The sequence below is a fragment of the Kitasatospora sp. NPDC017646 genome (genome assembly GCF_044329365.1).
GTDB lineage: Bacteria > Actinomycetota > Actinomycetes > Streptomycetales > Streptomycetaceae > Kitasatospora.
Genome location: NZ_JBIRJC010000040.1, coordinates 12,435 through 27,659, shown reverse-complemented (window position 1 = coordinate 27,659; position 15,225 = coordinate 12,435). Strand labels below are relative to the sequence as shown.

Annotated in this window: 13 protein-coding genes; 6 read left to right on the top strand and 7 right to left on the bottom strand. The window is 72.4% G+C overall.

Translation table 11 applies throughout. The features are described from left to right. Nucleotides 1-209 precede the first annotated feature (209 nt). Nucleotides 210-1,424, bottom strand: a complete 1,215-nt coding sequence (locus ACH4J0_RS35375; RefSeq protein ID WP_396245238.1) for a pyridoxal phosphate-dependent aminotransferase — start codon at nt 1,422-1,424, stop codon at nt 210-212. Nucleotides 1,425-1,675: 251 nt separating this feature from the next. On the opposite strand from ACH4J0_RS35375, the gene ACH4J0_RS35370 reads away from it, so the two are divergent. Next, nucleotides 1,676-2,398, top strand: coding sequence for a prepilin peptidase (locus ACH4J0_RS35370; RefSeq protein ID WP_396245237.1), 723 nt, complete (start codon nt 1,676-1,678; stop codon nt 2,396-2,398). 114 nt (nt 2,399-2,512) lie between these two features. Here the strand turns inward: ACH4J0_RS35370 and ACH4J0_RS35365 are convergent, their stop codons facing one another. Continuing rightward, entirely contained in the window at nt 2,513-4,096 is a 1,584-nt protein-coding gene (locus ACH4J0_RS35365; protein ID WP_396245236.1) for a chitinase, read from the bottom strand. A 370-nt stretch (nt 4,097-4,466) separates the two neighbouring features. On the opposite strand from ACH4J0_RS35365, the gene ACH4J0_RS35360 reads away from it, so the two are divergent. The 4 genes from ACH4J0_RS35360 to ACH4J0_RS35345 all read left to right on the top strand — a co-directional run bounded on the left by ACH4J0_RS35360 (nt 4,467) and on the right by ACH4J0_RS35345 (nt 10,014). Continuing rightward, nucleotides 4,467-5,261 carry an isoprenyl transferase gene (locus tag ACH4J0_RS35360; protein ID WP_396245235.1) on the top strand — a complete coding sequence of 265 codons (795 nt, stop codon included), beginning with the start codon at nt 4,467-4,469 and terminating at the stop codon, nt 5,259-5,261. A 252-nt stretch (nt 5,262-5,513) separates the two neighbouring features. Next, entirely contained in the window at nt 5,514-6,848 is a 1,335-nt protein-coding gene (locus ACH4J0_RS35355) for a PhoH family protein (protein ID WP_396245233.1), read from the top strand. Between the two features lie 433 nt (nt 6,849-7,281). Next, nucleotides 7,282-8,034, top strand: a complete 753-nt coding sequence (locus ACH4J0_RS35350) for a transglycosylase SLT domain-containing protein (protein WP_396245231.1) — start codon at nt 7,282-7,284, stop codon at nt 8,032-8,034. Nucleotides 8,035-8,532: 498 nt separating this feature from the next. Then, nucleotides 8,533-10,014, top strand: coding sequence for an AI-2E family transporter (locus tag ACH4J0_RS35345; protein WP_396245229.1), 1,482 nt, complete (start codon nt 8,533-8,535; stop codon nt 10,012-10,014). A gap of 115 nt (nt 10,015-10,129) precedes the next feature. On the opposite strand, the gene ACH4J0_RS35340 is transcribed toward ACH4J0_RS35345, so the two are convergent. The 4 genes from ACH4J0_RS35340 to ACH4J0_RS35325 all read right to left on the bottom strand — a co-directional run bounded on the left by ACH4J0_RS35340 (nt 10,130) and on the right by ACH4J0_RS35325 (nt 13,360). After that, nucleotides 10,130-11,737, bottom strand: a complete 1,608-nt coding sequence (locus ACH4J0_RS35340; RefSeq protein WP_396245227.1) for an alpha/beta hydrolase — start codon at nt 11,735-11,737, stop codon at nt 10,130-10,132. Nucleotides 11,738-11,748: 11 nt separating this feature from the next. Then, nucleotides 11,749-12,129 carry a hypothetical protein gene (locus ACH4J0_RS35335; protein ID WP_396245226.1) on the bottom strand — a complete coding sequence of 127 codons (381 nt, stop codon included), beginning with the start codon at nt 12,127-12,129 and terminating at the stop codon, nt 11,749-11,751. 133 nt (nt 12,130-12,262) lie between these two features. Then, complete coding sequence (locus ACH4J0_RS35330; RefSeq protein WP_396245225.1) at nt 12,263-12,805, bottom strand: alkyl hydroperoxide reductase; 543 nt, start codon at nt 12,803-12,805, stop codon at nt 12,263-12,265. A 3-nt stretch (nt 12,806-12,808) separates the two neighbouring features. After that, nucleotides 12,809-13,360 carry a peroxiredoxin gene (locus ACH4J0_RS35325; protein WP_030286645.1) on the bottom strand — a complete coding sequence of 184 codons (552 nt, stop codon included), beginning with the start codon at nt 13,358-13,360 and terminating at the stop codon, nt 12,809-12,811. A 194-nt stretch (nt 13,361-13,554) separates the two neighbouring features. Between ACH4J0_RS35325 and ACH4J0_RS35320 the strand changes: the two genes are divergently transcribed. Further along, on the top strand, nt 13,555-14,526 hold the full coding sequence (locus ACH4J0_RS35320) for a LysR substrate-binding domain-containing protein (RefSeq protein ID WP_396245224.1): 972 nt from the start codon (nt 13,555-13,557) through the stop codon (nt 14,524-14,526). Here the strand turns inward: ACH4J0_RS35320 and ACH4J0_RS35315 are convergent. Further along, nucleotides 14,523-15,155, bottom strand: coding sequence for a TetR/AcrR family transcriptional regulator (locus ACH4J0_RS35315; RefSeq protein ID WP_396245222.1), 633 nt, complete (start codon nt 15,153-15,155; stop codon nt 14,523-14,525). The two genes, ACH4J0_RS35320 and ACH4J0_RS35315, sit on opposite strands and share 4 nt — an antisense overlap. Nucleotides 15,156-15,225: the final 70 nt, after the last annotated feature.

Here is a 15,225-nt window from a genome sequence, read left to right as displayed (position 1 = left end):
CCTGAGCCTCAGTCGAGCGAGAGGTCGGCGCGCGGCACGAACCGCGCGCCGACCGAGTGACGGGACGGCCGGAGTTCCGCCGGGTGGTCTTTCCCCGACCAAGGAGACCACCCGGGCCGGGACTCCGGCCGTAGTGTTTCCCTCTCCTGTTTCCCTCTCGTTTCCCGCTCCTGCTTCCCGCGACTGCTTCCCTCTTCGCGGCCGGGGGATCAGGGCTGGGTGTAGCCGCTGAGGAAGTCGCCGATCCGGGTCACCGCTTCGGTGATCTCCTCCGGCCGGGGCAGTGTGACCAGCCGGAAGTGGTCCGGCTCGGGCCAGTTGAAGCCGGTGCCCTGGACCAGCAGGATGCGCTGGGAACGCAGCAGGTCCAGCACCATCCGGGCGTCGTCCCTGATCTTGTGGACCTTGGGGTCCAGCCGGGGGAAGGCGTACAGCGCGCCCTTCGGCTTGACGCAGCTCACCCCCGGGATCTGGTTCAGCAGCTCGTACGCGGCGTCGCGCGAGGCGAGCAGCCGGCCGCCGGGCAGCACCAGGTCCCTGATCGACTGTCGTCCGCCGAGCGCGGCGGCCACGGCGTGCTGGGCGGGCATGTTGGCGCACAGCCGCATGGAGGCGAGCACGGTCAGGCCCTCGATGTAGCTGCGGGCGCGCTGGCGGTCGCCGGAGAGCACCATCCAGCCGGAGCGGAAGCCCGCGACCCGGTAGGACTTGGACAGTCCGTTGAAGGTGACGCAGAAGAGGTCCGGGGCCAGGGTGGCCAGCGGGACGTGCTCGGCGTCGTCGTAGAGGATCTTGTCGTAGATCTCGTCCGCGTACACCACGAGCTTGTGCCGGCGGGCGATCTCGACGATGCCCTCCAGCACCTCGCGCGGGTAGACCGCGCCGGTCGGGTTGTTCGGGTTGATCACCACGATCGCCCTGGTCCGGTCGGTGACCTTGGCCTCGATGTCGGCGAGGTCCGGGTACCACTCGGCCTGCTCGTCGCAGCGGTAGTGCACCGCGGTGCCGCCGGCCAGCGAGACCGAGGCGGTCCACAGCGGGTAGTCCGGCGCCGGGACGAGCACCTCGTCGCCGTCGTCCAGCAGTGCGGTCATGGCCAGCTGGATCAGCTCGGAGACGCCGTTGCCGAGGAAGACGTCGTCGACGGAGAGCCCGTGCAGCCCGCGGTCCTCGTAGTGCATGACGACCGCGCGGCGGGCCGAGAGCAGGCCCTTGGAGTCGCCGTACCCGTGCGCGTTCGCGAGGTTGCGCAGGATGTCCTGGAGGATCTCCGGGGGCGCCTCGAAACCGAAGGTGGCCGGGTTGCCGGTGTTGAGCTTGAGGATGCGGTGGCCCTGTTCCTCCAGCCGCATCGCCTCGTCGAGAACCGGGCCGCGGATGTCGTAGCAGACGTTGGCGAGCTTGCTGGACTGGATGACCTGCATGCCTGCCTACTTTAGGGGCACGCCGGGGCCCCGCGTCCGGCATCCGGGGAGAAGGCTCGCGGGTCCGGAAGGGCTTCCTTGGATCGGCAGGCGAGGTCATCGAACGGCCTTCCAATCCGGTACCCAGATGTCCGGAATGCTCTCGTGCGCGAGGAACGCGGCCGGTTCCTCGTACGGAACGAGACGGACGGCACACCGTCCGGGCGCCAGGGACGGGAAGATGGGCCCCGGTGCGTCGACGACGAGGGGGTGTGCCAGTGGTGGCGGTCGTGGCCGGGGCGGTACTGGTCGGTCTCCTGCTGGCTCCGCTGCTGCGCGGGCTGATCGCCCGCTTCGCCGTGCCCGATGGTGAACCCTGGTGCGAGGCCTGCCCGTTGTGCGCCCGCACGGTCGGGCTGCTGCTGCCCCCGACCGGACGCTGCCCGGGCTGCCGGGGCCGCCTCGGCCCCGGCGCCGGAGCGGTGGAGGCGGTCGCGGCGGCGGTCGCCGTCGCGGTGGCGTACGCGGCGGACGGGGCGCAGACGGCGGCGCTCGCCTGGGCGGGCGCGCTCGGAGTGGCGCTCGGCTTCACGGACGGGCGGGTGCGCCGGCTGCCGTACCGGCTGACCGTGCCGCTGCTGGCCGGGGTGGCCGCGCTGCTGGCGGTGGCGGCGCTGGCCGAGGGGCGCCCGGGGGTGCTGCTGCGCTGCCTGCTGGTCGCGCTGACCGTCGGTGCGCTGCTCGAAGTCGCCGTTCAGATCGGCGCGTTGGGCCCCGGCGACTCCCCGCTCGGGCTCGCCCTGGGCGGCCTGCTCGGCTGGTACGGCTGGTGGGTCGCGATCGGAGGGCTGTTCGCCGCTGTGGTGCTCGCAGGGCTCTGGGGCACGCTGCGGGCCGCCGTCCTGCTGGTCCGCCGGCGCCCGTGGCGCGGACTCGAAGTCCCGGTCGGCCCGTTCCTGCTGCTCGGCGCGCTCACCGCGCTGCTCACCCGGTGAGCGGCTGACGGAAGGGGCCCGCCGTACCGGAGTCGGTACGGCGGGCCCGCCGTCGGCGCGCGGGCCCCACCCTCAGGGAGCGGCGCGCCGGGGGGAGTCAGTCCCGGGGGTCACTCACGGCATCTTGTGGACGAACGGGCCGACCGCGTTCGAGAACGCGTTGCCGTTGTTGGCGTCCCAGTTGGTGGACCAGGTCATCGCGCCCCGGATGGTGGGCCACTTGGCCGGCGGCACGAAGCTGCCGCAGTTGTTGCCGGTGGCCAGGCAGTTGAGCGCGTTGTTCACCACCGACGGGTCGACGTAGCCGCCGCCGGCCGCCCGGCTGGAGGCGGGGACGCCGATGCCGACCTGGTCGGGCCGCAGACCGCCCTGGATGTGGGTGCAGACCTGTGAGGTGATGAAGTCGATCGTGCCCTGGGTGTAGACCTTGCCGTCGCAGCCGTTCATGCCGCCCGAGTTGTAGAACTGGGTGTTGACGACGGTCAGGATGTCCTTGGTGTTCAGCGCCAGCTGGAAGTAGGCGCCGGAGGTGCTGTACATCCCGATGGTCTCGGGGGCCATGGTCAGCACGAAGCGGGGGCCGACCTTGGCCTGGAGGGCGTGCAGCGCGTTGCCGAGCGGGCCCGCCTGGACGCCGTTCTCCAGGTCGACGTCGATGCCGTCGAAGCCGTAGTCCTTGATGATCGCGTAGGCGCTGTTGGCGAAGTTCGCCCCGGCGGTGGCGTCCCCGACGGTGATCGCGCCGTTCTGGCCGCCGATGGAGAGGACGACCTTCTTGCCGGCCGCCTGCTTGGCCTTGATGTCGGCGCGGAACTGGGCGTCGGTGTAGCCGCCGAGTGCCTTGGACAGCCCCGGGTCCAGGGTGAAGCTGATCGCGCCGGTCTGGGTCGGTAGGGCGTCGGCGAAGGAGACCGCGATGATGTCGTACGCGTTCTGCACGTCGCTCAGGCGCTGCGGGGTCGAGCCGTTGTCGAAGTTCTGCCAGTAGCCGGTGACCACGTGCGCGGGCAGGCCGGTGGCCGGCGGGGTGGTGGGGGTCGAGGTCGGCGTGGCCGTGGCCGTCGGCGTCGCGGTGGGGGTCGGCGTCGCGGTCTGGGTGGGCGTCGCGGTGGCGGTCGGTGTCGGCGTCTGGGTGGGCGTGGCCGTCGGCGACGGGTTCGGGGTTCCGCCCGGGCCGATCAGCGCGACGTCGTCGGCGAGGTAGGCGCCCTGCCCGTACCAGCCGTGCAGGTAGACGGTGACGCTGGTGGCGTTCGCCCCGGTGGTGAAGCTGGTGGACAGCTGGTTCCAGCTGGTCTGGTTCGACCAGGTGGACGGGTCGGTGCCGCCGGTGCCGCGCGCGCCGAGGTAGACGTACGGGCCCTGCACCCAGGCGCTGAGCGTGTAGCTGGTGTTGGGCAGCACGCTGATCGTCTGGGAGCACTCGGCGGTGTCGCCCGCACCCGGCGCGGCCTGCAGTGCGCCGCTGCCGGAGTGCGTCGGCGAGGACACCGCGGTCGCGCCGCCGGTGCAGGACCAGCCGCCCAGTCCGCCCTCGAAGCCGCCGTTGGTGACCAGGTTGCCGACCGCCGCGCCGGCACCGTCGGCGAAGAGGGCGAGGCCGCCGCCGGCCAGGGCGAGGGCGGTGGCGCCGGCCGCGAGGGCCGGGAGGGGGCTGCGCCGGCGCTTGTGCGCGGGCTCGTTCAGCGTACGGGCCATGGATGACGCTCCTGGGGAAGGAGCGGCCGCCGCGGTGGGGGGCGCGGCGGCCGCGTGTGGGGGAGGGGTCCGCAGGTGACTCGGGGGGCGGGCCGTCTCGTTCCGCCCCGGGACAAAAGCTGGACTAGACCATTGCCGGTCGTCAAGCACCGGTCGACCGGTTTACGGCTCCCTTAAGGATTCGGAGACCGTTCCGTGTCCGCGCCGGGGGCGCCGCCCTGCGGGCCGCGACACGCCCGTCGCGACAGACTTCGTACAGGACCGTGACCAGACCGCTACCTGGGGCTTTACCGTGCGCCCGCGCGCCGGAGTAGGCTGCGCCGGGGCGGTGACGCACCAGTCTGAACGAGCACGGAGGGGCCGGGAAACCATGGGTCTGCGCGATGTCGCCGAACGGACGCCGGGGCTGCGCACCCTGCTGGGCGGGATGTACGGACTCTACGGCCGCCGGGTCGAGGTCCACCTCGCGCGTACCCCGCACCACATCGGCGTGATCCTCGACGGCAACCGCCGCTGGGCCAGGGCCACCGGGGGTTCCACCGCCTACGGCCACCAGCGCGGCGCCGACAAGATCAGCGAGTTCCTCGGCTGGTGCGACGAGACCCACGTCAAGGTCGTCACCCTGTGGATGCTCTCCACCGACAACCTGGACCGCCCGGCCGACGAACTGGTCCCGCTGCTCGGCATCATCGAGGACGCCGTCACCGGCCTGGCCGCCGCCCGCCGCTGGAAGGTCAACCCGGTCGGCGCCCTGGACCTGCTCCCGCAGCACACCGCCGACGTGCTCAAGCGCGCCGCCGAGCAGACCGCCGGGATCGACGGCATCACCGTCAACGTCGCGGTCGGCTACGGCGGCCGGCACGAGATCGCCGACGCCGTCCGCTCGCTGCTCCAGGAGCACGCCGGGCGCGGCACCCCGATCGAGGAACTGGCCGAGATCCTGACGGTCGAGCACATCTCCGAGCACCTCTACACCGCCAACCAGCCCGACCCGGACCTGATCATCCGCACCTCGGGCGAGCAGCGGCTGTCCGGGTTCCTGCTCTGGCAGAGCGCCCACAGCGAGTTCTACTTCTGCGAGGCGTACTGGCCGGCCTTCCGCAAGGTCGACTTCCTGCGCGCGCTGCGCGCCTTCGAACAGCGGCACCGGCGGATGGGCCTCTGAGCCGGAGCCCCGCCCGGGCCGCTCCCGGGACGGGCCCAGGTGCGCGTCCGGGGGAATGACCGCCGTAGGCCTGGCCTACCCGGGCCGCGCGCGAGGCCAAACGTTCACCGGCAATGATCCGTCAGTTCGCCGGGGGTGCGAATGCACCGCTCCCCGCCTGGGAATACTCCAGTCAGTCCGGCCCCGAGGCCACCGGGGCAGCGGGGGCCGGCTTGCCGCGGATGACGCAGGGTCATCCGCTCTGGAGGCCTAGTGGTCAGTTCCAAGAGCCGCCGGACACCAGACCGGCGCACGTACGTTCTCGACACCAGCGTGCTCCTGGCGGACCCTCTCGCCATGACCCGCTTCGAGGAGCACGAGGTCGTCCTTCCGGTGGTGGTCGTCACCGAGCTGGAGGCCAAGCGGCACCACCCGGAGCTGGGCTACTTCGCCCGCCAGGCGCTGCGCCTGCTCGACGACTACCGCATCCGCTACGGCCGGCTCGACGAGCCGATCCCGGTCGGGGACCTGGGCGGGACCATCCGGGTCGAACTCAACCACTCGGACGTCTCGATACTGCCGGTCGGCTACCGGGCCGGCGGCGGCGAGGCGGACACCCGGATCCTCGCGGTCGCCCGCAACCTCCAGGCCGAGGGCTACGACGTCACCGTCGTCTCCAAGGACCTCCCGCTGCGGATCAAGGCCAGCTCGGTGGGCCTGCTCGCCGAGGAGTACCGGGCCGAGCTGGCGATCACCTCCGGCTGGACGGGCATGTCCGAACTGCACGTCGCGGCCGACCAGGTGGACGCGCTGTTCGCGGCCGGCCACGACGCGGCGGTGGACGTCGACGGTGCGGACGAGCTGCCGGTGCACACCGGACTGGTGCTCACCTCGGAGCGCGGCCGGGCGCTCGGCCGGGTCACCGGCGACGGGCGGGTCCGGCTGGTGCGCGGTGAGCGCGAGGCGTTCGGGCTGCGCGGTCGCAGCGCCGAACAGCGGGTGGCGCTGGACCTGCTGCTCGACCCGGACATCGGCATCGTGTCGATGGGCGGCCGGGCGGGCACCGGGAAGTCGGCGCTGGCGCTGTGCGCGGGGCTGGAGGCGGTGCTGGAGCGGAGGCAGCACCGCAAGGTGATGGTCTTCCGGCCGCTGTACGCGGTCGGCGGCCAGGAGCTCGGCTACCTGCCGGGCTCCGAGGCGGAGAAGATGGGCCCCTGGGCCCAGGCGGTCTTCGACACCCTCTCGGCGGTCACCACTCCGGACGTGATCGAGGAGGTCATCTCCCGCGGGATGCTGGAGGTGCTGCCGCTGACCCACATCCGGGGGCGCTCGCTGCACGACGCCTTCGTGATCGTGGACGAGGCCCAGTCCCTGGAGCGCAACGTCCTGCTGACGGTGCTGTCCCGGATCGGCCAGGGCTCGCGGGTGGTGCTCACCCACGACGTGGCGCAGCGGGACAACCTCCGGGTCGGCCGGTACGACGGCGTGGTGGCGGTGGTGGAGAAGCTGAAGGGGCATCCACTCTTCGCCCACATCACGCTGACGCGCTCGGAGCGTTCGCCGATCGCGGCGCTGGTCACGGAGATGCTGGAGGACATCCACCCGTGAACAGCTCCTGATCGGGGCATAGTCGGACAATAGGGTCAACTCGTGGCGCGGGGCCCGTTCCTGAGGGAGCGGGCCCTGTCCCTTTCATCACATCGAGTGCTTTCTGTCCGGGGAACTCCCGTACGGTGAATGTGACATGCGCCACGTGGGCGGGAATTGCGTCGACAGTGTCCGGTGCGGCATGGTGAGGGTTCTGTCAGGCCCCGCGTACGGCGCGGCAGGGCTTCCGGACCCCGGAAGTCAGGCCCCGGAAGGTCCGCCAACTCCCGTCGGTGGACGCACAATTGAAGACCGTTGAGCCGTACGCCGCCCGATTCCAACGCCCGGTCGCCTCACCTCGGCCGGACGCCGGGCCAGCACCTCCCGTGACCAGAGCACCGTGCGGAGGTCCGTGCCAAGGGGCATGTTGCGTCCGCACGGTCACGCGTGGGCGATGCTGGAAGGAATCCATGTGACTCGGATCTCGGTCCGGGGAGTTGCTGTGGCCTCCGCCACCGCCGTCACCGCTGTCGGTGCCGTCGTCGGCATGGCCTCGGGCAGCGAGGGCAAGACCACGCAGACGGTCGACGTCGCCGGCGCGACCCTGCTTGCCGAAGTCCCCTCTGGCGCCCAGGCGCAGACCATCAGTGACAACATCGGCCAGCAGGCGTCCGCCCAGCAGGCCTCCGCCGACGCCGCCGCCAAGGCCGCCGCCGAGCAGAAGGCCGCCGACGAGGCCGCGCGCCAGAAGGCCGCCGCGGACGCCCAGGCGAAGGCCGACGCCCAGGCCAAGGCCGACGCGGACAAGGCCGCCAAGGCTGCCGCCGACCAGCGCGCCGCCGACGCCGCTGCCGCCAACCGCTCCAAGTCGCGTTCGGCGATGGCCGCGGTGGACGACAGCGCTCCCTCGGTCAGCCCCGGCTCCGTCCAGGACCTGGCCCGGCAGATCGTCGGCAACGACGCCCAGTTCCAGTGCTTCAGCCAGATCGTGAAGCGCGAGAGCGGCTGGGATTACACGGCGACCAACAGCGGCTCCGGCGCCTACGGCCTGGTCCAGGCGCTGCCCGGCTCCAAGATGGCCTCGGCCGGTGCCGACTGGCGCACCAACCCGGCCACCCAGATCAAGTGGGGCCTCAGCTACATGAACAGCCGCTACGGCAGCCCCTGCGGTGCCTGGTCGTTCTGGCAGGCCCACAGCTGGTACTAGGAGGGCCCGCCGCCCGCGGGGCGGTGCACTCCGCACGGCCCCCGGCCACTCATCGAACGGGACGAGTGGCCGGGGGCCGTGGCGTTCTCCGCCCGTCGGCGAGGGCGGGCCGCGCCGCCCGGGCTGCGCTGACCAGTGCGCCCACGGGCGGTGCGGTCCTGGGTGCGGACGCGGGGCGCGGGAAGGGGTCCTGGTTGCTTCCCGCACCGGCCGGTCCGCCGACGGTTGGCTCGGTTGGTCGCGTGGGAGGGTGAGGCGAGTGGGACGACTGGGATGACTCGGTCGTCCCGTTCGGACTCCTCCCCAGCAGCGCGTGGGCGAAACCATCTGAAACCTGGAGGTTTGTCCGAATTCGCGGAGGGGGCGGTCGCCTCGAACATCCCCGGCGGGCGGACCGGCCCGAGCCCCGCCGGGTAGCGTCATCCCTGACGGCCGTGGCGGGACCCACGGCGTACCGCCGGACTCGGCGGGTCCGGCGGGGAAGCGGTGGTAGCGAGGATGGCGCGGGGCGGAAAGGCCTTCAAGGCCGTGGCCAAGGGCATGGCCGTGGTGGCGAGCGCGGCCGCCGTGATCGAACGGCGCCGACGCGCCGCGATGGCGGCCGACCCGCACGAACTCCCGGCCCCCGCCGAGGTGCCGGGGCCGGTCCCGGTCCCGCGCGCCGATTCCGCCCCCGCCCCCGCCCCCGCGCCGGTTGCCGCCTCGGCGGCCGAGGCCGGAGCCGCCGCGGCCGGGCCCCGGGCAGCGGCGCCCGCGACGGCCCCGACGGCGGCGCCACCCGCGCCCACCGCGCACGCCGGACTCGGCCGGGAGTACCACCCCGGCCGGCCCGCCACCCCCGCCGAGGCCGTGCCGTGGGGCCTGCGGGTGGCCGCCGAGTCGACCTGGCGGCTGCTGCTGCTCGGCGCCGCCCTCTACGTCCTCTTCTACGTCGTCGACATGCTGCGACTGGTCGCCTTCTCGGTGCTGGCCTCGCTGCTGATCACGGCCCTGCTGGAACCCTCGGTCTCCTGGCTGCGCCGGCGCGGGGTGCCGCGCTCGCTCGCCGCGGGCGGGGTGTTCCTCAGCGGCCTGGCCGGGATCGGGCTGGTGGGCTGGTTCGTGGTCTGGCAGGTGTCCACCAACCTGCCGGACGTCACGGCCCAGGTCAAGGACGGCGTCAACCAGCTGCGGGACTGGCTGATCACCGGGCCGCTGCACCTGACCCAGCAGCAGATCAAGGACTTCGCCGACCAGATCACCAAGGCCATCACCACCAACACCGATCAGCTCACCTCCGCCTCGATCACCGGCGCGCAGATCGCCGTCGAGGTGCTGACCGCGCTGCTGATGACCTTCTTCACCACCTTCTTCTTCCTCTACGACGGCGCGAGGATCTGGAACTGGGCGCTGCGCGGTCTGCCCCGGCAGTCCCGCTTCGCGATGGCCGGAGCCGGGCCGAAGGCCTGGACGACGCTCACCGCGTACGTGCGCGGCACCGTCTGCGTGGCCTTCATCGACGCGGTCTGCATCGGTATCGGCATCGACCTGCTGGGCGTGCCGCTGGCCATGCCGCTGGCCGTGATCATCTTCCTCGGCGCCTTCGTCCCGCTGGTCGGCGCCCTGGTCACCGGCACGGTCGCGGTACTGATCGCCCTGGTCACCCAGGGGCCGTGGACGGCCCTGATGGTGCTGCTCGTGCTGATCGCGGTGATGCAGGTGGAGAGCCACATCCTCCAGCCGCTCATCCTCGGCCGGGCCGTCCGGGTCCACCCGCTCGGCGTGGTCCTCGGCGTCGCGGCCGGCGGCATCATCGGCGGCATCGGGGGCGCGGTGGTCGCCGTCCCGCTGATCGCCGTCACCAACACCGTGGTCGGCCACCTGCGCCGTCGCAACGAGGCCGGCCAGGAGGTCTTCACCGCCCTCGAAGCCGCCCGCGAAGCCGCCGAACGCACGGCCGCCGCCCAGCCGACGGCGGCCCAGCCGGTAGCGGCGGACTAGCGAAGCGCGGACAGCACGGCGGTGGGGCCCGCCGCGACCGCCGGCCCGGCCGGCGCGCCGGTCGCGATCAGGGCCTCCCGCACCGCCCGGTGGGAAGGGCGGATGTCAGTGGATGTCAGTCGTGGCGTCCGGCCGCTGTCGTGATCCGGCCGCCGTGGCCGCTGACGATCCGCCCGATGTTGTCGACCGAGGTGTGGTCGCCGTCGGGGCCGTCGTCCCAGTAGGACGAGTGCGCGGTGAAGTCGGGGGACCCGCCGTCCACGGCGAAGCGGTGGGCGCCGAAGCCGGAGCCGGCCGGATCGCGGGTGTACCAGCCGAGGTGCGAGATGTGGTCCCAGGAGGCGGCGCCGACGTAGGTGTGATCGGCCCCCACCGAGAACTCGGAGGCGTGGAGCGCACCGGCGCCGGGACTGCCGACGAGGATGACGTCGTCGGCCGCGATGCCGGTCGGCTTCTGCGCGGCAAGGCCGACCAGGAGCGAACCGAAGCTGTGGCCCTCGGCCGTGACATGGGCCGGTGCGCCCTGGTGCGTGACGCGTTGCCCTTCGAGGAACCTGCGGTAGGCGTCGACGCCGCCCTGGGCACGGCTCCTGTCGCCGGCTTCCGGGAAGCTGAGCGGCGCGTCGTACCCCAGCCAGGCGATGGATGCGGTGCTGCGGGTCGGGTCGGCGCGCCGGGCCGCGTCGTACACGGCCTTCGCCCGGTCCGCGTCACCGCCGCCGATGCGTCGCAGCGTGGTGTCCAGGCCCCCGACGAGGGAGGTGACGTCCTGGGCGGTGTCGGGGTTCCCGAAGGAGAGGATGCCGCGCCCCCGTCCTTCCCCACCGATGCCGAGCAGGAGGACCGGGGGTTCCGTTCCATCACTCCGGCGCAGGCGCTCGGCGATCCTGCGGTACCCGTCCAGCCTCAGGTCGTCGTACGGGTCGGACGACGGGCCGCCCTTCTCGTACGCGGCGATGAGTTTCGGCAGGAGGATCCGGTTGGCCTGGTTCCTGGCGGCGGCGGGGACGCCGTCGCGGTTGCCGACCAGGTCCGGGTGCTCGTGGATGAGCCACTGCTGCTTGTCGGCGGGCAGCGCGTTCCACCAGGCGTTGACCTCGGTGGGCGGTGCGTCGTCCTTCGGGACGCTGCCGAGCAACAGGTCGTCCGGGGTGAGGGCGAGGTCGAGCTGGTCGCTGACGGCGGAGGCGGAGTCGAGGCCCGTGCCGTCCTGGGCGCGCTTGATGTAGTGCTGGAGCCTGGCGGCGATGGCCTGATCGACGGTCCTGGCCTCGGTCAGTGCGGTCGAGATGCGCCTGGCGAGTGCTTCGGCGGTGCGCTCGCGGCTCTTCCGGTATTCGGGGTCGTGCTGGTCGGCGTAGCTGCCGGGCGGCCAGGAGACGGTGCCGCGGGCGTCGACGGACATGCCGGCCGTCCGTGCGTCGGTCAGTGCCGTGCGCAGTGCGGACTGGGCGAGGGCCAGCGCGTCGGCTCCGGCGCGGATGCTCCTGCCGATCTGCCCGATCTCCCTGTGGGCGGCCCTCAGCTCGCCGGTGCTGCGGCGCAGTGCCGGGCGGGCGGCGTCGGCGGAGGGCCCGGACCAGTCGGCTGCCGCGACGCGGCCGTCGACGCCGTCGCGCCACTTGTCCACGTGCTGTCCGAAGGAGCCGTGCAGCTTGTCATAGGCGTCGGCAGCGGCGTACAGGTGGCTGAGGTCGGTGTCGCGCAGTGCGGCGAGGTCCATGCGGTCGCCCCCTAACCGAAGTGCAGGACGAAGTCCTGCTTCTGCCGTGCGGTCGGGCCCGCTGGAACGGTCCGGGTGTCCGGGCCGAACGCCGTGCTGATCCGCTGGTCAGTGCTCGCGTAGCCGAGGCCCGCGTCGATCAGGCCCCGGCCCTGCCGGTCCATCGTGGTGTGCAGGTCCGTCAGCAGGGTGTTCCAGACGCTGGTGCAGGTGCCGAGCGCGATGCCGCACCGGAGCCCGGCCAGTCCGGCGGCGGACTGGTCCGAGACGTCCAGCAGTGCTTTGAGTTCGCCGGGGATCCGGCCGGCCGTTTCGACGGCGGTGCCCCCGGTCCGCTGGAGTTCGTCCGGGTCGGCGCGGAAGCCCCCGCCGGCCTCCGGGTGGTCGGACACCGCAGTTCCCCCTCGGACCGAATGTCGTGTACGGATCGCCCGCACTGTAGCGGAGCCGGGCGCACCGGGGGATGCGGAAACGCCGACGGGCCCCTCCGTGAGCGGAGGGGCCCGTCAGGGGTCGCGGGGTGCGTCAGGCGTTGACGGCGGCGAGGGCGGCCTCGGAGTCGAGGACGCCGGCCACGGCCTGGAGGACGGCGGCGATCTTCATCGAGGCCTGGATGACCTCGCGCTCGACGCCGGCCTTGCGCAGGACGGCCTCGTGCGAGTCGAGGCACTGGCCGCAGCCGTTGATGGCCGAGACCGCGAAGCACCAGAGCTCGAAGTCGACCTTCTCGACGCCCGGGGTGCCGATGATGTTCATCCGCAGACCGGCCCGCATCGTGCTGTACTCCTTGTCGGAGAGCAGGTGCAGCGTCCGGTAGTAGACGTTGTTCATCCCCATGATCGCGGCCGCACCCTTGGCGGCGGTGTACGCCTCCGGGGAGAGGTTGGCCTTGGCCTCGGGCTCCAGCTCGCGCAGCAGGCCGGCGCTGCGGGTGGCCATCGCGCAGGACAGCACGGTGCCCCAGAGCTGCTGGGCGGGGAGGTCGGAGTTGCCGATGACCGAGCCCAGGTTGAGCTTGAGGTCCTTGGCGTAGTCCGGGAGGGCGGCCTTCAGGTCGTCGAGAGCCATCGGTCAGCCCGCCAGCAGGGCCTGGGCGTCGAGGGTGTCCTCGCCCTTGTTCCAGTTGCACGGGCACAGCTCGTCGGTCTGGAGGGCGTCCAGCACCCGCAGGACCTCCTTGGGGTTACGGCCGACGGAGCCGGCGGTCACCATGACGAACTGGATCTCGTTGTTGGGGTCGACGATGAACACGGCGCGCTGGGCGGTGCCGTCCTCGCCCTCGACGCCGCAGGCGCGCATCAGGTCGTGCTTGATGTCGGCCAGCATCGGGAAGGGCAGGTCGCGCAGGTCCTTGTGGTCCTTGCGCCAGGCGTGGTGCACGAACTCGGAGTCGCCGGAGACGCCGAGGATCTGGGCGTCACGGTCGGCGAACTCGTCGTTCAGCTTGCCGAACGCGGCGATCTCGGTCGGGCAGACGAAGGTGAAGTCCATCGGCCAGAAGAAGACGATCTTCCACTTGCCCTCGTAGGTCTTGTGGTCGATGTCGGCGAAGGCGCTCGCGGCGTCCAGGTCGACACAGGCCTTGAGGTCGAACTCGGGGAACTTGTCACCGATCGTGAGCACGTTCGCTTCTCCAGAACATTGAGACTGCGGGGAGGTTTGTCCGGATTCCGGACACGCCCAACAATTCCACATCGTGGACTGATCAGGGAAATAGCTACACTGGATGTGTCTGATCGGAGATTGCTATCAGTACCGAACCGCCCACGTCCCGGCCCGGCTCCCGCAGGGGCGTCGCCGCCAAACCCGAGCCGACTGTGGGGAGCGCCACAGTCCGCAGCCCGCGCACTCCGACGGTCGCCCAGCTCAGGGCCTTCGTCGCGGTGGCCGAGCACCGGCACTTCCGGGAGGCCGCCGCCGCGACCGGGACCAGCCAGCCGGCGTTGTCCGGGGCGATCGCGGCGCTGGAGGAGTCGCTCGGTGCGCAGCTGGTCGAGCGTACGACGCGCAAGGTGATTGTGACCCCTCTGGGGGAGCGTGTGCGCGAACACGCGCGCCGGGTGCTCGCCTCCTTGCAGGCCCTCACCGAGGAGGTGGAGGCCGCCCGCCGCCCGTTCACCGGGCCGCTGCACCTCGGAGTGATCCCGACCGTCGCGCCGTACCTGCTGCCCACCGTGCTGCGGCTGGTCCGCGACCGCTTCCCCGAGCTGGAGCTGCACGTCCACGAGGAGCGCACCCCCTCGCTGCTGGAGGGGCTGGCCGCCGGGCGCCTGGACGTCCTGCTGCTGGCGCTCCCGGCCGGCGGAGCCTCGCCGACCCGGGACATCCCGCTGTTCGACGAGGACTTCGTCCTGGTCACCCCGCCCGGGCATCCGCTCGCCGGGCGGATCGACGTCCCGCGCGACGTGCTGCTCGACCTGGACGTGCTGCTGCTGGAGGAGGGTCACTGCCTGCGTGACCAGGCCCTCGACATCTGCCGCGAGGTCGGCGCGGACCCGGCCGGCTCCACCACCCGGGCGGCCGGCCTGTCCACCCTGGTCCAGCTCGTCGCCGGGGGGCTCGGGGTGACCCTGCTGCCCGCCACCGCGCTGGACGTGGAGGCCGGACGCGCCGACCGGCTGGCGGCCGTCCGCTTCGCCGCCCCGGCACCCGGCCGCCGGATCGGGCTGGCCACCCGCCCGGGCTCGGCCCGCAGTGCCGAGTACGACCGCTTCGCCGCGGCGTTGCGCGAGGTGCTGGCCGAGCTGCCGGTCCGGATCGTCGGCGGGGAGGACGAGGGGGCGGCCTAGGGGCCCTGACGGTCCGCCGCCTCGCCGAGGCAGAGCCCGACCGTGGTCGCCACCAGCACGTCCAGCGCCTCCAGGGTCTCCTGGTCGGGCTGTTCGCCCGGGTGGCGCCGGATGAGGTGGCGGGCCGTCAGTCCGTCGAAGCCGCTGAGGAAGTGGACGGCGATCCGGCTCGCGGGGGCGGCCAGGGTCAGCCCGTGAGCGGCCGCGAGGGCGCCGATCATCTCGGTGGCGGTGCCCTCGATCGCGCGCTGGAGTCCGAGCATGATCTCCCGCACGTCCGGGTCGCGCATCGCGAGGGTCTCGAACTCGCTCAGCAGCACGCAGCGTCCGTCCTCGCCGGTGGCGGCGTCCCAGAGGGCGTGCACCAGGGTGCGGACCTGCTCGCCGAACGGACCGTCACCGGGGGAGGCGGCGCGCACCTGGCCGATGAACTGGGCGGCGACCTCCTCGACGACGGCCCGGTAGAGGTCCTTCTTGGTGCCGAAGGTGTAGTGAACCGTCGCCTGGGCCACGCCCAGCTCGGCCGCGACCGCGCGGGTGCTGGCGGCGGCGACCCCTTCCCGGGTCATCAGGTCGATCGCGGCCCGGACCAGCTGCGGTCGGCGTTCGGAGGCGGGGACATGAGCCATCCAGCCAGGGTAGCGCCATGGTCGGGCAACTGTGTCGACTGATCTGGTCGCCCAACTTTGTCACCTGACA